Source organism: Methylolobus aquaticus, from assembly GCF_054172105.1.
Window position 1 is genome coordinate 73,680 of the sequence record NZ_JBSYXP010000014.1, and the last position, 20,310, is coordinate 93,989.

Consider the following 20,310-nt stretch of genomic DNA (forward strand, 5'->3'; position numbering starts at 1 on the left):
GGAGCGGAAGCGGCCGGGCGACTCGCGCGGGGCGGTACCGCCGCCCCGCGCCAGCGCCCTTGATCAGATCACCGTGAAGTCGGCGACGGTCAGGGCCAGGCCGCTGCCGAGCACCGCAATCTGCACTGCTGCGCCCGCCCCGTTGCCGTCCGCGTCGTAGAACAGTGCCCCGGTGCCACTGCGGTAGATCAGGTAGTCGTCGGCATCGGCCGCCGCGGCACCGATCCGGAAGTTCTCCGCCGCCACCGCTCCCGGCGTGACGAAGCGCGTGAACACCGCGTTCTCCAACTGCACCGTGTCGTCGACCACGCTGAAATCGGTGATCCTGTCCCGGGACAGCGTCGTCAGCCGGAAGATGTCCGCGCCCAGTCCCCCCGTCAGCGTATCGTTGCCGTCCAGGCCGTTCAGGATGTTCGCCCCACTATTGCCGATCAGCGTGTTGGCCAACGTGTTGCCGGTCCCGTTGATGGCTGCGGTCCCGGTCAGTACCAGTTGCTCGACGTTGGCCGGCAGCCGGTAGCTGATCGAACTGTCCACCCGGTCGATCTCGGTCGCCAGCGTCGAGGTCTCGATGACCCGGTCCCCGGCCACGTTGACGACATAGCGGTCGTTGCCGGTGCCGCCGCGCATGACATCCGCCCCACCGCCGCCATTGAGGATGTCCGCCCCACCGCCGCCATTGAGCGTGTCGTTACCGCGCACGCCATTTAAGCGGTCGTTGCCGGTGCCGCCGCGCATGACATCTGCGCCGCCGCCGCCGTTGAGGGTATCCGCCCCACCGCCGCCATTGAGGGTGTCGTTGCCGCCCAGGCCATTGAAGCGCTCGTTCGCGGCGGTGCCGGTCAGCGTGTCGGCGGCGTTCGATTCGGTGGTACCGTCCTGAGCCACGCTGATCGCCAGCGCCTGGCTGGCCGTCAGCAGTCCGTCGCTGACGGTGACGGTAAAGCTGTCCGTGGCCGCGGCCGTCAGCGCTTCGATGGCGCCGTCGTTGGCGACGAAGCGGTAGGCACCCGTGGCCTTGGTCACCGTCAGCGTGCCGTAGGTCCCGACCGACCGCACCGTGGCGCCGAGGTCGGTGCCGCCGGCGATGCCGTAGCCCAGCGCGCCGGCCTCGAGGGCACTGCCGACCAGCGTGCCGGTCACGGTCGCGAAACGGTCGTCAAAACGGGTGTCGGTAAGTTCGATCGCGTTCGGCGCCGCCAGTGTCAGCCGCTTCTGCACGGTGTTCTCATACCATATCGTCTCGCCCTCGTCGTTGCCGACAAAGGCATCCAGGTCCCCATCGCCGTCGAGGTCCGCGAACGTCGGGCGCACAGAGTACCCGACGGCGCTCAACCCAAACCTGACGGACTCGCCATCAAACTGCGGTGCCGTGGCCGTGCCGAGATTCCGGAAAAAGGTCGTGAAGCCTCTATGGTTGCCAACGACAACATCCAGGTCGCCGTCGCCGTCGATATCGGCGAAGGTCGGGCTGGCAGCGTAGGGCACACTGGTCAGGCCAAAGTTGTCGGCCTCGGCGGCGAAGTTCGGCGTCACCGCCGAACCGGTGTTGCGGAAAAAACGCGTCTCGCCGCGGCTGTTGCCGACGAATGCATCCAGATCCCCATCCCCGTCGATGTCGGCGAACGCCGGCTTGGCCCGATCACCGACATCGGTCAGGCCGAAGTTGACGGCCTCGGCCACGAAGCTCGGCGCCGCCGCCGTGCCGTTGTTCCGGAAAAACGGCGTTGTGCCGTAACTCTCGCCCACGAATGCATCCAGATCCCCGTCGCCGTCGATATCGGCGAAGGTCGGGCTGGCGAAGTAGCCGACATCGATCAGGCCGAAGTTGCCGGCCTCGCGCTGAAAGCTCGCCGCGTCATTCGGGTTACTCCGGTTATCCCGGAAAAAGATCGTCTCGCCGTAGCGGTCGCCGACGAATGCATCCAGATCCCCGTCCCCGTCGATATCGGCGAACGCCGGGCTGGCGTTGAAGGCCACGTCACCCAGGCCGAAGTTGCCGGCCTCCTCGACGAAGTGCGGCGCCGCTACCGTCCCGGTATTGCGGAAAAACTGCGTCTCGCCGTCGTTGTTGCCGACGAAGGCATCCAGATCGCCGTCACCGTCGATGTCCGTCAACGCCGGAGCCGCAGCGGCGACAACTTTAACCTGTCCGTAGTTGCTGGCCTCGCTGACGAAGCGCGGCGCCGATGCCGTCCCGGTATTCCGGAACAACGGCGTCACGCCAGAGGCGTAGCCGACGAACGCATCGAGGTCGCCGTCCCCGTCGATGTCCCCCAAGACCGGGCTGGCGTTAGAGCCGACGTCGGTCAAGCCAAAGTTGCCGGCCTCCTCGACGAAGCTCGGCGCCGCCGCAGAGCCCGTATTGCGGAAAAAGCTCGTCACGCCTTCGCTGGCGCCCACGAACGCATCCAGATCGCCGTCCCCATCGATGTCCGCAAACACCGGGCGCGCGGAGCGGCCCACGTCGGTCAACCCGAACGCGCCGGCCTCCTCGACGAAGCTGGGGGCCGCCGCCGTCCCCGTATTGCGGAAAAATAGCGTCGTGCCATTCGCCTCGCCCACGAACGCATCCAGATCGCCGTCGCCGTCGATATCGGCGAATGTCGGGTTGGCGGATAAGCCCACATCCGTCAGGCCGAAGTTGTCGGCCTCGGCAACCAAAATCGGCGCTGCCGCAGAGCCCGTATTGCGGAAAAAGCTCGTCACGCCTTCCCGATTCCCCACGAACGCATCCAGATCGCCGTCACCATCGATATCGGCGAACGTCGGGTGCGCGGAGCGGCCCACGTCGGTCAGCCCGAAGTTGCCGCGCCGCGCGACCCAAACCGGATCACCGGCTGGCAGGTCGTTGTCGCCGACCGCGACCCGCAGCGGCGCGACTTCCAGCCCGGCATATTCGGCATCGGGGCTCGTCACGGTGTGCCGGATCACCCCGGTGTGCTGCCCCTCCCCGACCCTGTCGTCGACCGCCGTCACCGTGACCGTCTGCGCCACGTTCCAGTTCTCCGGCGTGAAGGTCAGCGTCGCCACATTCGTCGCCACCTGGCCGTTGGTCACGTCCAGCGTAATCGTCACCACCGCCGTCGGTGCGGTTCTCAGCACCACCGTGTAGCGGTCCGTGGCCCCGCCTTCGGTCACCGCCGTGCCGCCCCCCGTGGGTGTCAGCGTGATGCCGGGCGCGGTGTTGCGGAAGAACAGCGTGCGGCCGTCCTCCCCGCCCACGAACGCATCGAAATCTCCGTCCCCGTCGATGTCCGCAACAGCCGGACCGGCGAGGTCGCGCACGGCGCCCAGTCCGAACGCCCCGGTCTCGCGGACGAAGCTCGCCGCCGTCGCCGTCCCGGTGTTCCGGAAGAATTGCGTCGCACCGGTGCTGTTGCCGACTAACGCATCCAGGTCCCCGTCCCCGTCGAGGTCGGCAAACGTCGGGCTGGCGGATTGGCCCACGCTGGTCAGGCCGAAGTTGACGGCCTCGCGGACGAAGCTCGGCGCTGTCGCCGTCCCGGTGTTCCGGAAAAAGCTCGTGTCGCCATAGCCATCGCCGACGAATAAATCGAGGTCACCGTCCCCGTCGATGTCCGCAAAAGCCGGATTGGCATTCAAATCCACGCCGACCAGCCGAAAAGTCCCGGTCTCGCGTTCGAAACTCGGCGTTCTCGCCGTCCCAGTATTGCGGAAGAACAGCGTCTCGCCGTAACTGTTGCCGACCAACGCATCCAGGTCGCCATCGCCATCGATGTCCGCAAAGGTGGGACTGGCAAAAAAACCGACGTCGCTCAATCCGTCCACATCGGCCGCGCGGACGAATCTCGGCGCCGCCGCACTGCCGGTATTGCGGAAGTACGTCACCGTGCCGTACTGGTCACCGACGAACGCGTCGAGGTCGCCGTCCCCATCGATGTCGGCGAAGGTCGGTTTGGCCCGCAGGCCGATGTCGGTCAGGCCAAAGGCGGGGGTCACCGGGCTGTCGAAACGGGGATCGGACATGCGCAGTCTCCTCAGGGGTAATCGGGGTCGTGGTTATTGGTGGTTATTGGGGTCAGGTTACTTTAAGGTTTTGGGGTACGACCCCGCTTGAGAGGTTCGGTAACGGGGCGCCCCGCGCCGTCGCCCTGTCTCAGATGTAACCATTCACCCGCCCCCTCTGCTTGGACATGGGAGCGGGCCGGGAGGAAGAGACCGTCTGCGGCAGGGACGCCGCAGGCTAGCCTCCAGGGACGGATTCACGGCGTGTCTCGGCCTCCCGGCCCGCCCCAGGGGGCGTGAACAGTGACGTCTCAGATCACCGTGAAGTCCGCGACGGTCAGGGCCAGGCCGCTGCCGAGCACGGCAATCTGCACTGCTGCGCCCGCCCCGTTGCCGTCCGCGTCGTAGGACAATACCCCGCTGCCGCTGGTGTAGATCAGGTAGTCGTTGGCATCGGCCGCCGCCGCTCCGATCCGGAAGTTCGCCGCCGCCACCGCCCCCGGCGTGACGAACCGCGTGAACACCGCGTTCTCCAACTGGATCGTGTCGTCGACCACGCTGAAGTCGGTGAGCGTGTCCCGGGACAGCGTCGTCAGCCGGAAGATGTCTGCGCCCAGCCCGCCCGTCAGCGTGTCGTTGCCGGCCAGACCATCGAGGATGTTCGCGCCGCTGTTGCCGACCAGGGTGTTGGCCAGCCCGTTCCCGGTGCCGTTGATCGCTGCCGTCCCGGTCAGCGTCAGTTGCTCGACGTTGGCCGGCAGCGTGTAGCTGATCGCACTGTCCACCCGGTCGATCTCGGTCGCCAGCGTCGAGGTCTCGATGACCTGGTCCCCGGCCACGTTGACGACATAGCGGTCGTTGCCGGTGCCGCCGCGCATGACATCCGCGCCACCGCCGCCGTTGAGGGTGTCTGCCCCACCGCCACCGTTGAGGGTGTCGGTTCCGCCGGCACCATTGAGGACGTCCGCCCCGCCGCCGCCGGCGAGGATATCGTTGCCGCCCAGGCCGTTGAAGCGCTCGTCCGCGGCGGTGCCGGTCAGCGTGTCGGCGGCGTTCGATTCGGTGGTGCCGTCCTGGGCCACGCTGATCACCAGCGCCTGGCTGCCGGTCAGCAGCCCGTCGCTGACGGTGACGGTAAAACTGGCGGTGGCCGCCGCCGTCAGCGCTTCGATGGCGCCGTCGTTGGCGACGAAGGTGTAGGCGCCGGTGGCCTTGGTCACCGTCAGCGTGCCGTAGGTCCCGACCTGTCGCACCGTGGCGCCGAGGTCGGTGCCGCCGGCGATGCCGTAGCTCAGCGCACCGGCCTCGACGTCGCTGCCGAGCAGCGTGCCGGTGACGGTCGCGAAGCTGTCGTCGAAGCGGGTGTCGGTGTAGACGACCGGCGCCGGCACCGCCAGCGTCGGCCGGTTCCGCACGGTGTTTTCGAAGAAGGTCGTCACGCCGTCCGAGTTGCCGACGAACGCATCCAGGTCCCCGTCCCCGTCGATGTCGGCGAACGTTGGGCTGGCCATGTAACCGACATCGGTCAGGCCGAAGTTGCTGCCCTCGCCGACGAAGGCCGGCGCCGCCGCCGTCCCGGTGTTCCGAAAAACGCGCGTCAGGCCGTAGTAGTTGCCCACGAACGCATCCAGATCCCCGTCCCCGTCGATGTCGGCGAACGTTGGGCTGGCCCTGGAACCGACATTGGTCAGGCCGAAGTTGCCGGCCTGCAGGACGAAGACTGGCGCCGCCGCCGTCCCGGTATTGCGGAAGAAGCCTGTCGTGCCGTACCTGTTGCCGACGAACGCATCCAGATCCCCGTCCCCGTCGATGTCCGCCAACTCCGGGCTGGCCCTGGAAAGCACATTGGTCAGGCCGAAGTTGCCGGCCTCGGCTACGAAGGCCGGCGCCGCCGCCGTCCCGGTGTTCCGGAAAAAGCTCGTTTCGCCGCGTGAAACGCCCACGAACGCATCCAGATCCCCGTCGCCGTCGATATCGGCGAAGGTCGGGCTGGCGGAGAAGCCGACATAGGTCAGGCCGAAGTTGCCAGCCTCGCCGACGAAGGCCGGCGCCGCCGCCGTCCCGGTATTGCGGAAGAAGCCTATCGTGCCGTTGTTGGCCCCCACGAAGGCGTCCCGGTCCCCGTCGCCGTCGATGTCCGCGAACGTCGGGCTGACCCTGGGACCGACGCCCCCCAGGCCGAAGTTGCCGGGCCGCGGCACCCACGCCGGATTCCCGGCCGGCAGATCGTTGTCGCCGACCGCGACCGGCAGCGGCGCCACCGCCAGCCCCGCGTAGCCGGCATCGGCGCTGGTGACGGTGTGCCGGATCACCCCCGTGTGCTGCCCTTCCCCGACCGTGTCGTCGACCGCCGTCACCGTCACCGTCTGCGCCACGTTCCAGTTTTCCGGCGTGAAGGTCAACGTCGCGACGTTCGTCGCCACCTGGCCATTGGTCACGTTCAGCGTGAGCGTCACCGCCGCCGTCGGCGCGCTCTTCAGCACCACCGTGTAGCTGTCCGTAGCGCCGCCCTCGGTCACCGCGGTGCCGCCGCCGCTTAGCGTCAGCGTGATGCCCGGCGGGGTGTTGCGGAAGAATGCCGTGCCGCCGTAGAAATCCCCCACGAAGGCGTCCAGGTCGCCGTCGCCGTCGATGTCGGCCAGGGTCGGGCTGGCGGTCAAGCCGATATCGCCCAGCCCAAAGTTACCGGCCTCGGCGACAAAGCTCGGCGCCGCCACCGTGCCGGTATTGCGGAAAAAGGTCGTCACGCCGTCGACGTTGCCCACCAGCGCGTCCAGGTCCCCGTCCCCGTCGAGGTCGCCGAAGGTCGGGCTGGCAGACTGGCCGACATCGGTCAGGCCGAAGTTGCCGGCCTGCAGGACGAAGACTGGCGCCGCCGCCGTGCCGGTATTCCGGTAAAACCGGGTCGTGCCGTCGTTGGCCCCCACGAAGGCGTCCCGGTCCCCGTCCCCGTCGATGTCGACCAGCGTCGGACTGGCGTTGAAGCCGACGTCGGTCAGGCCGAAGTTACCGGCCTGCAGGACGAAGGCCGGCGCCGCCGCCGTCCCGGTGTTGCGGAAAAATCGTGTGGTGCCGTCGTAGGCCCCCACGAAGGCATCCAGGTCGCCGTCGCCATCGATGTCGGCGAAGGTCGGACTGGCGGACTGGCCGACATCGGTCAGGCCGAAGTTGCCGGCCTCGCTGACGAAGCTCGGCGCCGCCGCCGTGCCGGTGTTGCGGAAAAACAGTGTCGTGCCGTACCTCTCGCCCACGAATGCGTCGAGATCACCGTCCCCGTCGATGTCAGCGAAGGTCGGCTTGGCCCGCAGGCCGATGTCGGTGAGGCCAAAGGCGGCGGTCACCGGGCTGTCAAAACGGGGGTCGGCCATGGTCAGGCTCCTCAGGCGTTATCGGGGTCGGGTGGGTTTGGGTTTTGAGTTGGCCCGCAGCAGGCGCGGCCGGCGCCGCCCTCATCCGGAGTCGTCGGGCGGCAGCGGGCCGTCCCCGGGCCGTCGCAGCGGGCGGTCCGGGCCGAGCGCCTGCTGCAGTTGTGTGAGCAGGGCGCGGCCGATGCCACGCTGGCGGTAGGCGGGCAGCACGTACCAGGACAGCAGTTCCGCGGTCGCGCCGTCGTGCGGCCCGGCGAGGAACTCGGCGATCGCGAAGCCGACCATCTCGCCGGCCACCGACGCCGACAGGCCGAACAACTCGCCGCGCTGCGGCTGAACCGCCCAGCGCGCGCTCAGCGGCGGGTAGGTCATCGCGTCGTAGGCCCGCAGATTGTCCGGATTCAGGTGGAACACCCGCTGGTAGCGGACGTCGAGGGCGGCGGCACGGGCGGCTTGCGCTTCCCGGGGCAGGCCCGCGACCGGCGGCGCGCGGCCGATCCCCGGCCGCTGGACCGTCGGCCGGGTCACGACCAGGCCGCCGGAACCGGGAAAGTTGACGAGACGGTCGATGTCGTCGTCCTGAAACCCCAGTGCACGCGGCTGCCGCGCCCCGGGCAGCACGACCACGTCGAACAGTTCCTCGACCACGCCGTCGATCCGCAGGCTGTGCGCGACGGTGCCGGTGGTCAGGTCGATGACCCGCAGGCCGCATTCGGACTCCGCGCCGCTGGCCGCGAGGCGGGTTTCCAGCCCCAGTCCGGCGAAGGTTTTGGAACGCAGCCGGGACAGGCCGACGATCGCGTAATCGTCCTGGAAGGCCAGGCCGCGCACGAAACCGGGACAAAAGACCACCGGCACGAAGCGGTCGCCGTCGAGATAGCCGAATTCGCCGGTGCCGGAATTCAGCAGCCACAGCCGGCCGCGATACCAGCGCGGGGAGTGCGGCATCGACAGCCCGGTGGCGACGATCTCGCCGCTCGACACGTGCAGCACGACGCCGCCCGCAACGCGCTGATCGCGCCAGCCCGCCGCGCTGTCGGTGGTGCTGCAGGCGGTAACATAGGCCGGCTGGCCCTGGCGCAGCGCCAGACCGTTCAGATGGCAGCGGTCTTCGGCGACCAGTCTGGTGATGAAACGCGGCTGCCACACCGGCTCGAAGCTGTAGCCGGGACGCAGCGTCGCCAGGCAGCTGAAATCGGTGTTGACGAACAGCAGCCGGCCATCGTTCAGCCGCACCACATCGTGGACGTTCAGGTCACCGGTGGTGTGGGCCGTGCTTGGCACGAACAGGCGATCGCAGCCATGGTGTGTCTCCCCCGGCGCCAGCCGGTTCTCCAACTGCCACAGCTGATAGCGGCAGGCCAGGTACAGGCTGTCCCGGTAGAGGGTCAGGCCCATCGGCTTGTCGAACAGGCGCTCGTTGACGGCCAGGCGGCCCTCGGGTTTCCGGCCGAGCAGGAACAGGCGGTTGGTCTGGTAGGTCGTGAAGGCGAGACCGATCTGCAGCGTGTCCAGCCAGTGCCACAGGCCGGCGGAACCGGTCATAGAGACTTCGGGCGGCACGCGCCCCGGGCCAGGCGGAGTCGCTTCGGGAGTAGAGTTCATCGGCGTAGGGGCAGGCGGTCGTTCTATGCGAATCGGGCAACAAAACCAGCTGCCACCACGTCAAGGCGGCAGCCGTTCCGACAATACCGTCCCCTACGGCTGACACAGAGTCGCCGCAACAGGGGACATTGTCAAACTTTGCTTCAGCCAAACCATTAATAAGTTGTGGTTATTTCCCTGACCCGCACCGCGCCCAAGCGCCCTACCGGCATTCGGTAGCGGCGCAGCGCTCGCCGACCCCGGAACCCTCGGAGGCGGTCGGGTGCCAGCGCGCTTGCCACCAAGCACGCCGCACCGCGTTACACTATCCGTCCCATGCTGCGTTTCCTCAGCTCTCTTTTTGCCTCCCACGACGACGACAACCACGGCGTGCCCGACGCGCTGCTCGAGGCGGCCATCGACCGTGCCGTCGACGGCACCGACCGGCGCCTGCGGGCCCTGGGGAATTACCGCGCACGCTTGCGCGAACCCGTTGGGATCGCGGTCCGCCATCTGATCGATCTGGTCGGCCAGTTGCCGCGCGCCACCGAGATCGCGCCGGACTGCTATGGCAGCGATCCGCGGCTGCGCGCCGCGTTCGCTTCACCGAACCATCTGGCCGAGGTGCTGGGTCAGTGCCAGACGATCAAGGATTTCCTGCGCACCTGCTGCGGCCCGACGCCCGACGCCATCTTCGGGCTGTTGACGATGTCGCTGCAGGAGCGCACGGTCCTCGGCATGGAGATGGACGGCGATACGCTCCGACGCGACGTCATGCAGACCTCGATCAGCTTCACGCAGCACCGCTTCGTGGCGCCGGCGGACAGCGAGCGCATGGCGCGGCGCGAGCTGAAGAAGCGCGGCTTCGACTTCTTGCTGGAGAAGGCCCTGGAGGGCATCGTCGCCGCCAAGGAGCGGCGCGGTTCGCTGGCCAAGAACCGTCAGTTGCTGCGGCGCAAGCTCGACGCGCTGAAGTCGGGACAGTGGGGACTTGAGCACGCGTTCTTCGAAGGCGACGAGTACTGCCCCTGCGTCGAAGCGCTGGAAGCGGACATCGCCGCGATCGACGAGGAACTGGGGCAGAGCGCCGGCATCGAACTGGGTCTGGACGAAAGCCTCACGCATATCGCTGCAACCCTGAGCCGGCCCGAGGACTGGCTCACCCTGAACCCGCTGCGGCTGAATCTGGATTACCGCGGCATCAAGCAGGGGGAAGCGGACTCTGAGGATACCGTTGAGTTCAGCGAGATCTCGTCGGTGCAAGGACAGCGTCGGATCGTGCTGTTGGGCTGGATTCCGCGAGACCAACTCCCGGAACCGAAGGATTCGATCAGGCTGGGCCAGGCCTACCTCGGCTGAGGAGCGTCAGTCCGTCCCTGTGTGCCCGCGGCATGGTTACGCCGGCCATACCCTTGACAAGCCAGCCTGCCCGGCGTCAATTGCACGGCATACCAAACCACAGCCCATCGGGTGACGACGATGACTCAGGAACAGAAAGAACTGGGAATGGCCCAAGCCTTCCTGGAACGGCTGGAAAGTCGGCGCCTGCCCAAGGCGCTGGCACTGAAGGCCAAGGTCGACCGCGGTGAACGGCTGGACGAGTGGGAACTGGCCTACCTGCACGAAGTGTTCGAAACGTCCGAGCAACTGAAGCCGCTGGTCGATCACCACCCCGAATATCAGGACCTCTACTGCCGGATACTGGAACTGTATCGCGAGATCGTCGCGCAGGCGCTCGCCAACGAGCAGGCGCCGCCAGCCTGATATATAACGGACTGCGGGACACCGGGACCATCGCCCCATTCAAAATAACAGCGAGAGCAGGCAGCATGAGCTTCGAGATCATCGAAACGGATGACGACGTGATCAGCGTCCGGCTGTCCGGCCTGATGCGGTTCGCGGACCAGCAGGCACTACAGGCCCGCGCGCGATCGTTGATCGAGCAGGGCAAGGCGGTACGCGTGCTGGTCTATGCCGACGACTTCCAGGGTTGGGAGCGAACGGATGACTGGTCGGACGTCGGTTTCCTGATGGAGCACGGCGACGACATCGCCAAGATGGCGATCGTCGGCGACGAAAAGTGGAAGGACGACGTCTTCCTCTTCGTCGGCAAGGGCCTGAGGAAGACCGAGATCGAGTTCTTTACACGGGATGACCACGGCGAGGCCCAGCGCTGGGTCAGGGCGTAGCATTCCCCCCGCCCTGAACGCCGACATGACACTGCGGCTCCGAAGAAACCCGGGCCGAATGTAAGGCACCGCTGTTTGGGACCGTCCAGAGGCGCCGTCGGCGGCAAGGGCCCCACAACCCGCCCGCGTACGATTTTGTCCCCAGTTCCTGTGGATAACTTTGTGGACCGAGCGTGAGATCCCCGCCGCGGCGCCCACCACGACAGGGAATAAGACAAAATGACTACATTTGATCCAACCATTTCCGTTGGAAATAAAAAACAGTCACTTACACTCCAGGTATCGGTTAGATAGCGGCTGGGGATGTTGTCGTGACACACCGTCGCCGCAATTGCCCGCCACCCGGAGCTGTGCGAAACGGCTGTTGATCATTCGGGCCCGAGCGCCGAGTACCGCCGCATCCGGCGCAGCGCTTGGGGCAGCCCTGATCTCTTCGAGGCTTCCCGCGAGCGGGGTTGGGTCGCGCTGGAAAGAGCCGGGATGGCTTTTGTTCGGAGGTGCTCTGGTGGACCCGAACGGCCGGGCACCCGCCCCGAAAATCTTCGGCCGAGTGAAGACATAACCACCGTACGCGTGTCCAAGGGAGTGGAGCGCAGCAAGACGACCCGTCTGAACGCAGATAGGGTTTGCCCAAACCCGTTGCTGGCGAGAGGGTGGCACCATGAGCGAAAGCCGGCTGCAACACAACGACCCGTGCGACACCGCCGCCTGGTATCAAGGCGTGACGCGAGGAATCGCTCGCTTTTTCGCCATGAGCGTGCTGATGGTGCTCTCCATACCGATCCCGGCCGTGGACCTGGGCGACTGGGCGCAACGGGTCCAGCAGTATGAACGCTGGACAGCGGTCGAATTTCGGGACCCGTACTCGGGACAGTACCTCGCCAGCCGGGCCGGTTCCGAGGATCCGCGAGCCCGCGCCACGCTGACGCTCACTGCGAACCCTGGCGAAGACTGTCTGCCGGAGGTGGTCGTCGTCATCGAGCACGACGCAACGTCGCTCGGCCACATCGATCAGGCGGACACGCTCCGGTTGCGCGTCGACGGTGGAGCGACAACCGCGATGCCGATCAGGCGGATTAGGGAGCCGGGCGATCGCTTCGAGTTCCTGCGGTTCGAACGGCCGTTCGATCTGGCGGGTCTCGCCGGGCATCGCCGCCTGCTGATCCGAGTGGCGCCTGACGTCCGGGCCGAATTCTCGCTGCGCGGCTTCGGCGGCGCGTGGCATGCCGCCCGATCGGTGTGCGAAAACTTCATACCGCTCGCTGAGTAACCGGCCCGAGGAGTAGCGACACCGTGTCCGGCGGGCGGTTTATGATTCGACGCGGCACAACACGGCAGTTATCCGATCGATCCCGGGAATGCGAATGCTCACCACCCTTCTGACCGGCCTCGCGCTGATCTATGGCGCGCTGCTGTTGGCCGCGTGCGGTTGGCAGAACCGGCTGGTCTACTTTCCGCAGGCGGCAAGCAGCGACGATCCGACCCCGTCCGCACTGAAGATCGACTATGACGACGTGTGGGTTCCGACCGCCGATGGCGAACGCTTGCACGGTTGGTTAGTGCCGGTCTCTCAACCGCGCGCGACCGCCGTGCTGTTTCATGGCAACGCGGGCAACCTTTCGCATCGCCTGCCCTGGCTCCCGATGTTCCGGCAGTTGCGCTGGTCCGCTCTGCTGTTCGACTACCGGGGCTACGGCACGTCCACCGGCAAGCCGTCGGAAGACGGCACCTATGCCGATGCGGCCGCGGTGTGGCGCTATCTGACCGAGACCCGGCACGTCGCAGCCGACCGGATTGTGTTGATCGGCGAGTCGCTGGGCGGTGCCATCGCCGCGCATCAGGCTACGCGCGCCCAGCCGGCCGCTCTGGTCCTGCACTCGGCCTTCACGTCGGTACCGGACCTGGCCGCCGAGCTTTATCCTTTCCTGCCCGCCCGCTTGCTTGCCCGCTTCAACTACGACACCCGCCGTGCTGTCGCGAACACGCGCTGCCCCGTGCTGGTGATCCACAGCCGCGATGACGACATCGTGCCTTTTTCGCACGGCCGGCAGCTGTTCGAGGCCGCCAGTGAGCCGAAGCAGTTCATCGAACTGCGCGGCTCGCATAACGGCGGCTTCGTGTTCATGCGCCGCGAGTGGGTGACATCGCTCGATGCATTCCTGTCGCCATTCATCGGTCCAGGTTACGGCGAACCGTGATCGCGGGCCTCGGGGGAACTCCGTAAGCGCGCACCGTCACCTCCGCGTTGCTCGCGACATTGAGTTCCGGCCGTTCTTGCCTAACAATCGGGGCGTTGAGTCTCCACGTCGCAATGACATGTTCAGCAATACCCTCGACGCGCTCGGTGTCGGTTTCTGGGAATACGACCTGGGTGCGGACCGACTGCACCTGAGTCCGCACCTGCGCGCGCAATTCGGTGACGGCGAACTGCCTGCGGGGGAGGTACCACTGGCGGCCTGGCTCGCACGGATGCATCCCTGCGACCAGGACAGCTTGCGCTCGGCCCTGACCCAGCCGGCACCAGGCGAGGGATCGATCGCGCTGGAGTACCGTCTGCTGGACGCTGGCGGCCGATGGATCTGGCAGCAAGCCCTCGGACGCATCACGCAACGGGACCGGAGCGGCAGAGCCCTGCGCAGCGAAGGTATCGTCAACGACATCAGCCGGTTCCGGCGTCAGCAGGAACACCTCGAACTGCAGCACGCCTTCAACCGGATCCGCAGCGACAGCCTGGCCCGCGACACCCTGGCCGCGGCTATGCTCGAAACGGTTCTGGGTCTGGCGGACCTGGATGCGGGCGGCTTCTACTGGCGCCGGCCCGACGGCGGCTTCGAACTGCTCACGCACCATGGCCTGAGTTCGGCGTTCGTCAAGCGTACGGCCTGGCTCGCCCCCGGCAGTGGGCTGGCGCTCAGGATCGAAGCCGGGCAGCGTGTGTGCAGTTGCGTCGATCACGACCCCGATTGTCGGGACATGGGGTTGATGGAGGATCCACGCCTGCAAGAGGAGGGCTTTCAGTCGGTGATCGTGCTGCCGATCACGGTCGGTGGCGAAATCCGGGCCTGTCTGAACCTGGCCAGCAAACAGGTGCGGCGCCAGTCCGCCGATACCATCGTGTTTCTCGAGAGCCTGGCCGACCAGTTCGGTCATGCCCTGGATCGACTCCTGGCCCAGGAACAGGCTGAAGGCCAACGGCAAAACCTCGAAGGTTTCTTCCAGGCGATAACCGACTTCGTGTTCGTCCTCGACCGTGAGGGCCGGATTCTGCACGTCAATCAGGCCGTCCGGACCGTCCTCGGCTACGACGAGCGCCTGATCGGCAACTCCGTATTGGAAGTTCATCCGCCGCGGGTCCGCGCCGAGGCCCAGCGCACTCTCGCCGACATACTGGCCGGCAAGCTCGAGTCCTGCCCGTTTCCACTGCAGCGGGCTGACGGCAGCGAGCTGATGGTGGATACCCGTGTCGTCTCCGGCACCTGGAACGGGAGGCCCGCGCTGCTGGGCATTTCGCGCGACATGAGTGATCTCCACGCCGCACGAACCGAATTGGAATGGCGCGACCGCTACCAACGCGCCTTGCTGGACAACTTTCCCTTCATGGTCTGGCTCAAGGACGAGGAAGGCCGTTTCCTGGCCGTCAATGAGCCGTTCGCCAGCGCCTGCGGCCTACCAGCCGACGACATTCAGGGCAAGACCGATTTCGAGGTCTGGCCGCGCGAACTGGCCGAGCGCTACCGGAGCGACGACCAGGCCGTCCTGCGATCCGGCCAGCCCAAGAACGTGGAGGAACCGCTGCAGGGACCGGACGGGACGACGTGGGTCGAAACCTTCAAGTCACCGGTCCTGGTCGACGGGCGGGTGATCGGCACCGTGGGGTTCGCCCGGAATGTCACGGAACGCGCCACGGCCAGAGAAAATCTGGCGGCCGGGGAGGCGCTGCTGCGTGCCACGCTGGATGCCACGGCCGACGGCATCCTCGTCATCGACGATCAAGGCCGGGTGCAGTCGGCCAATCATCGGTTCCAGGAAATCTGGCGCATTCCGGACACCTTGATGCAAGCAGGTCACGATGCGGCCCTGCTCGACTTCGTCATCGACCAACTGGTCGACCCTGAAGGCTTCCTGACGGGCGTGCAGCGTCTCTATGCGAGCGATGAAATCACTTTCGACACCCTGAACTTCAAGGACGGACGGACCTTCGAGCGCTACACCGTGCCGCTTCACACTGGCTGCGCCCGCTCCAGGGTCTGGTCATTTCGGGACGTGACCGAACGCGAAGCAGCCTTCGCAGCCCTCGAGAAGGAGCGACGCCTGTTGGCCGGCCTGGTCGAGACCATTCCCGATCTGGTCTGGCTGAAAGGCCCGGACGGTGCTTACCTCGCGTGCAATCCACCCTTCGAGCAGCTCTACGGCAGCGGCGCGGCGGAAATCATCGGCAAGACGGACTTCGACTTCGTCGAGAGCTCATTGGCGAACTTCTTTCGCGCCAACGACCTGGCCGCGGTGCAGGCCGGGAAACCCCGTCGGAACGAGGAGGAACTGGTGTTCCGGGCCAATGGTTACCGAGGCCTGTTCGAAACCACCAAGACCCCGATGTTCGGCCCCGACGGCGAACTGATCGGCGTGCTCGGCATCGCCCATGACATCACGGCGGTCCGCAAGCAGGAGGCCGCGCTGCGCCGTATGGACGAACAACGGCGGCGGCTGATGAATCACTCGCGCGACGGCATCCTGATCTTGAACGCCGATTTCCGCGTCATCGAAACCAATCAGCGGCAGGCAGAGCTCTTGGGTTACTCCCTGGACGAACTGCTTGGAAGGCCCGTTTGGGACATCGATGACGCCTGGACGGAGGCCGACATCCGTACCCGTTTCCCCGACCTGAGTCAGGTCAGCACGACGTTCGAGAGCCGCCATCGCCGGAAGGATGGATCGGTTTACGATGCCGAAATCAGCGTCAATGGCGCGCTGGTCGACGGCCAGGCGGTATCGTTTTGCGTCACCCGCGACATCACGGATCGGAAACAGGCGGATGCGGCACTGCGTGAGAGCGAAGCCCGATTCCGCAGCCTTTTTGCCAACATGACCCAGGGCGTCTTCTACCAGGCTGCGGACGGGAGCCTGATCGACATCAACCCCGCCGCCTGCAAGCTGCTGGGCGTGGACCGGGGGGCGTTTCTGGCCTCAACCTGCCAGTCTCCCGACTGGAATGTACTGGACAGCGAGGGCCACCCGCTACCGCCCGACCAACACCCGTCCTTGCTGGCGCTGCACAGCGGACAGCCGGTGCTCGACACGCTGCTGGCGGTTCGTAACGCCATCAGCGGCGCATGGGTATGGCTGCAGGTCAACGCAATCCCGGAGTACGAACCCGGTGCCGAACAGCCGCTCCGCGTCTTCGTCACACTGCACGACGTCACCGCCAGTCGGCAGGCAGCAAGTGCGCTGCAGGAGAGCGAGGAGCGCCTGAGCGCGCTGCTGCGGCAGGCCGCGGACGGCATCGTACTGATCGATGGGGAAACCCTGCGCTTTGCGGAGTTCAACGACGCAGCCTGCAGCCAGCTGGGTTATTCCCGGGATGAATTCGCCGCGTTGGACCTGCCCGCGATCAACCCCGACGTCGGGAGCGCGGCGATGCGTGAGGCGTTCAGGGAAATCATCGACCGGGGTGCACTCGATTTCGAGACCACCCACCGCCACAAGGACGGCAGCCGGCGCATTGTGCGCGTCACCAATCGGCCGGTGCACACGGGCGGGCATACCTATGTGGTGGCAATCTGGACCGACATCACCGTAGCGAAACAACAACAGGCCCGACTCAACGAAGCCCTGGCTTTCCTGCACGAGTCACAGGCCATCGCGAGAGTGGGCGGCTGGAAGGCGAACCCGGCCACGGATCGGCTACTCTGGACCGAAGAAGTCTACCGACTGTGCGAGCACCCGCTGGATTCGCCACCCGCCGGCCTGGAGGAAGGCCTCCGCTACTACGCGCCGGAATGCTTGCCACAGGTCCGTGCGGCACTCGCACACACCTTGGAAACCGGCGAGCCGTTCACGCTGGAATCCCGCATGATCACGCGCACCGGACGCGAGTTCTGGGCGGAACTCCGCTGCATCGGCCGCGTTGAAGACCATGAGGAGGGAACGTACCTCACCGGCACCTTCCAGGACATCACCGAACGGCGAGCCGCCGCGCTCGCGCTGCGGGAAGCCGAGGCCCGCTGGAAACTGGCGCTGGAAGGCAGCGGGCTAGGCGTTTGGGACTGGGACATCGCCAGCGGAAAGGTGTATTTCTCACCGATCTGGAAGGCGATGATCGGCTATGCGGAGGATGAGTTCCCCGACCGTGTCGAAGCGTGGGAAAGCCACCTACATCCCGAGGACAGGCCGCGCGTCGAGGCCGCCCTGGCGGCCTATTTCAGCGGCGACACCGACGACTATTCGGTCGAGTTTCGCCTGCGTGGCAAGGACGGGCGGTATCGCTGGATTCGCGCCAAAGGGATCGCGGTCGAACGCGACCCACAGGCAAGGCCCTTGCGCATGATCGGCGTGCATCTCGACATCGATGACGGCAAGCGGGCCGAGGAGTCGCGACAAGCCCTGATCCAGCGTCTGGGCAACATCATAGAAGCGACCCGCAGCGGTACCTGGGAATGGAACGTGGAGACCGGCGAGACGATCTTTAACGACCGCTGGGCCGAAATCCTCGGATACACGCTGCATGAACTCGAACCCTTGTCGATTCAGACCTGGCTGAACCTCGTCCACGCCGAAGACATCAAGCGCTCGCAGCAGGAGCTTGCGCGTCATTTCGCGGGCGAAGCCGGCTATTACGAATGCGAAGTACGCGTGCGCCACAAGGACGGTCGCTGGATCTGGGTGCTCGACCGCGGCAAGGTCATCGACTGGACCCCGGACGGCAAACCCCACTGGATGTTCGGCACCCATCAGGACATCAGCGAGCGCAAGCGCATCGAAGCGGAACTGCAGCGCAGCGAGGACAACCTCAAGCGCGCCCAAGCCGTGTCACATATCGGGAGCTGGTATCTGGACATTCCCTACGACCGGCTCGAATGGTCGGATGAAACCTATCGAATTTTCGGCATCGAGCCCGGGAGTCGGATCAATCTGACACGCTTCCTTGAGTGCACGGATCCGGACGATAGGCCCGCTGTGGCGGATGCCTGGGCCGCGGCACTGAAAGGAGCCCCCTACGACATCGAACACCGCATCCGGGTGGATGGCATCACCAAATGGGTACGCGAGCAGGCGGAAATCCACTTCGCCAACGACGGCACACCGCTGAGCGGCCTGGGTACCGTGCAGGACATCAGCGAAAGGAAGCGAACCGACCACGCCCTGAGAGAAAGCGAACAGCGCTTCCGCGCGATTGCCGACTCCGCACCAGCCCTGATCTGGATGGCCGGAGCCGGGCGGGAATGGACCTTCGTAAATCAGGTCTGGCTCGAGTTCACGGGACGCGAGCCGGAACAGGAATTCGGCGATGGGTGGACTGCAGGGCTTCATCCCGACGACCTTCCGGCCTGTCTGGATCGATATACCCGCGCGTTCGAGGCGCGCACACCGTTCACGATGGAGTACCGGCTGCAACGGCACGACGGAGAATACCGCTGGATGCTGCAGAATGGCCGGCCGCGCTTTGACTACGAAGGCGAGTTCCTCGGCTTCATTGGCTCGTGCATCGATATCACCGAACGTGTGGAGATGGAACATCGCCTGGCGGAGACCACGCAGCGGGCCGAGGAAGCCAACCGTGCGAAAAGCGACTTCCTGGCGAACATGAGTCATGAGATCCGGACGCCGATGAACGCCATCATCGGCTTGACGCGGCTGGTACTGGACACCGATCTGATGCCACGGCAGCAGGACTACCTCGAAAAGGTGCAAGCGTCGTCGCAGGCCCTGTTGCGCTTGCTGAACGATATCCTGGACTATGCCAAAATCGAAGCCGGGCATCTCGAGATGGAACAGGCCCCCTTCGACCTGGGCAAGGTGATCGAGAGTGTCGGCGACTTGTTCGCAATCCGGATCCAGGAAAAGGGACTGGTCTTTCGTGTCGTGATGGATCCGGATCTATCCTATCCCCTGATCGGCGATTCGCTGCGCCTCGGGCAGATCTTCGTCAATCTGGTTGGCAATGCCGTCAAATTCACCGAGCGTGGCGAGATTGTCGTGACAGTCGCTGTGAGCGAACAGAATGCAAGCACCGTGACGCTGGAAACCACCGTCCAGGATACTGGAATCGGCGTTGCGCCGGATCAGATCGAACGACTTTTCAGCTCGTTTTCGCAGGCCGACACTTCGATCACGCGGAAGTATGGGGGTACCGGACTCGGCCTCTCGATCACCCGTCGTCTGGTCGAACTGATGGGCGGGCAAATCCACGTGCAGAGCACGCCGGGACAGGGCAGCACCTTCACCTTCACCGCCCGCTTCCGACGCGCGACCGACGAATCCCTGCAGCGAGCCATTGCCGATCGCGTGCCGGCGGTCCGACAGCCCCAGAAATTGCAGGAACTAGCCCAGGCGATTCGCGGTGCACGCATCCTCGTGGTCGATGACGACGAGGCCAACCACACCGTGGCGCGAGGCCTGCTAAAGCGTCTGGGTCTGCTCAGCGAACATGCCCGCAGCGGGCGCGAAGCCATCGACAAGGCCGGACAGAGCGACTTCGATGCAATCCTGATGGATCTGCAGATGCCGGAGATGGACGGTTACGAGACCACGCGACAGTTGAAAGAACGGCTGGGCTCCCAATGCCCGCCTGTCATCGCCCTGACGGCCGCCGCGCTGGAGGCGCAGTGGCAGGCCTGTCGGGATGCGGGCATGGTGGACCGGGTGACCAAGCCGATCGAACCGCAAGGGCTGGCCGCCAGCCTGCTCAGGTGGGTCAACCCCCCACGGCATCCGGCAGCCCCCGTGGGACCGGCCCGGCGCCTTGGCGCCAGCGAGCTGGCGGAACTGCGATTGCAATTGGCCGAACTCACCGAACTCCTGGCAACGAACAAGTTGGCCGCCAAGTCGAGCGCCGAAACGATCGCCTCGCGGCTGGCCGGAACGGATCTCGCCGAGCCATTCCACCCGGTCGGGGAAGCGGCGCGACAACTGAAGTTCAAGGCCGCCCGGGAAGCCTGTGCCGCCTTCATGACCACCCATATGGCAACGTCATGAAGCGCGCG

The 20,310-nt window shown here is 65.9% G+C and carries 9 protein-coding genes; 6 read left to right on the plus strand and 3 right to left on the minus strand.

The genetic code is table 11. The features are described 5' to 3' along the window. Window positions 1-63 precede the first annotated feature (63 nt). From ACW73L_RS17335 to ACW73L_RS17345, 3 genes are all read right to left on the minus strand, one after another. Window positions 64-3,990, minus strand: a complete 3,927-nt coding sequence (locus tag ACW73L_RS17335; RefSeq protein ID WP_498923833.1) for an FG-GAP-like repeat-containing protein — start codon at window positions 3,988-3,990, stop codon at window positions 64-66. A gap of 290 nt (window positions 3,991-4,280) precedes the next feature. Continuing rightward, window positions 4,281-7,337 carry an FG-GAP-like repeat-containing protein gene (locus tag ACW73L_RS17340; protein WP_498923835.1) on the minus strand — a complete coding sequence of 1,019 codons (3,057 nt, stop codon included), beginning with the start codon at window positions 7,335-7,337 and terminating at the stop codon, window positions 4,281-4,283. Between the two features lie 81 nt (window positions 7,338-7,418). Beyond that, window positions 7,419-8,882, minus strand: a complete 1,464-nt coding sequence (locus tag ACW73L_RS17345) for a TIGR03032 family protein (RefSeq protein ID WP_498923836.1) — start codon at window positions 8,880-8,882, stop codon at window positions 7,419-7,421. A gap of 375 nt (window positions 8,883-9,257) precedes the next feature. On the opposite strand from ACW73L_RS17345, the gene ACW73L_RS17350 reads away from it, so the two are divergent. The 6 genes from ACW73L_RS17350 to ACW73L_RS17375 all read left to right on the plus strand — a co-directional run bounded on the left by ACW73L_RS17350 (window position 9,258) and on the right by ACW73L_RS17375 (window position 20,302). After that, window positions 9,258-10,280 carry a hypothetical protein gene (locus ACW73L_RS17350; protein WP_498923837.1) on the plus strand — a complete coding sequence of 341 codons (1,023 nt, stop codon included), beginning with the start codon at window positions 9,258-9,260 and terminating at the stop codon, window positions 10,278-10,280. Between the two features lie 120 nt (window positions 10,281-10,400). Beyond that, window positions 10,401-10,685 (plus strand): hypothetical protein, encoded by a 285-nt coding sequence (locus tag ACW73L_RS17355; protein WP_498923838.1) that lies wholly within the window; start codon window positions 10,401-10,403, stop codon window positions 10,683-10,685. A 65-nt stretch (window positions 10,686-10,750) separates the two neighbouring features. Then, on the plus strand, window positions 10,751-11,110 hold the full coding sequence (locus ACW73L_RS17360; RefSeq protein ID WP_498923839.1) for a SpoIIAA family protein: 360 nt from the start codon (window positions 10,751-10,753) through the stop codon (window positions 11,108-11,110). 661 nt (window positions 11,111-11,771) lie between these two features. Further along, a complete protein-coding gene (locus ACW73L_RS17365; RefSeq protein ID WP_498923840.1) occupies window positions 11,772-12,380 on the plus strand; it encodes a hypothetical protein in 609 nt (202 codons plus the stop codon). Window positions 12,381-12,474: 94 nt separating this feature from the next. Further along, on the plus strand, window positions 12,475-13,308 hold the full coding sequence (locus ACW73L_RS17370; RefSeq protein WP_498923841.1) for an alpha/beta hydrolase: 834 nt from the start codon (window positions 12,475-12,477) through the stop codon (window positions 13,306-13,308). Window positions 13,309-13,426: 118 nt separating this feature from the next. After that, window positions 13,427-20,302 carry a PAS domain S-box protein gene (locus ACW73L_RS17375; RefSeq protein WP_498923842.1) on the plus strand — a complete coding sequence of 2,292 codons (6,876 nt, stop codon included), beginning with the start codon at window positions 13,427-13,429 and terminating at the stop codon, window positions 20,300-20,302. The last annotated feature ends 8 nt before the right edge of the window (window positions 20,303-20,310 follow it).

What these genes read in the sequence shown, in the direction of transcription:
- ACW73L_RS17335 (WP_498923833.1), bottom strand. Translation starts at nt 3,990, where the DNA reads ATGTCCGATCCCCGTTTCGACAGCCCGGTGACCCCCGCCTTTGGCCTG.
- ACW73L_RS17340 (WP_498923835.1), bottom strand. Translation starts at nt 7,337, where the DNA reads ATGGCCGACCCCCGTTTTGACAGCCCGGTGACCGCCGCCTTTGGCCTC.
- ACW73L_RS17345 (WP_498923836.1), bottom strand. Translation starts at nt 8,882, where the DNA reads ATGACCGGTTCCGCCGGCCTGTGGCACTGGCTGGACACGCTGCAGATC.
- ACW73L_RS17350 (WP_498923837.1), top strand. Translation starts at nt 9,258, where the DNA reads ATGCTGCGTTTCCTCAGCTCTCTTTTTGCCTCCCACGACGACGACAAC.
- ACW73L_RS17355 (WP_498923838.1), top strand. Translation starts at nt 10,401, where the DNA reads ATGACTCAGGAACAGAAAGAACTGGGAATGGCCCAAGCCTTCCTGGAA.
- ACW73L_RS17360 (WP_498923839.1), top strand. Translation starts at nt 10,751, where the DNA reads ATGAGCTTCGAGATCATCGAAACGGATGACGACGTGATCAGCGTCCGG.
- ACW73L_RS17365 (WP_498923840.1), top strand. Translation starts at nt 11,772, where the DNA reads ATGAGCGAAAGCCGGCTGCAACACAACGACCCGTGCGACACCGCCGCC.
- ACW73L_RS17370 (WP_498923841.1), top strand. Translation starts at nt 12,475, where the DNA reads ATGCTCACCACCCTTCTGACCGGCCTCGCGCTGATCTATGGCGCGCTG.
- ACW73L_RS17375 (WP_498923842.1), top strand. Translation starts at nt 13,427, where the DNA reads ATGTTCAGCAATACCCTCGACGCGCTCGGTGTCGGTTTCTGGGAATAC.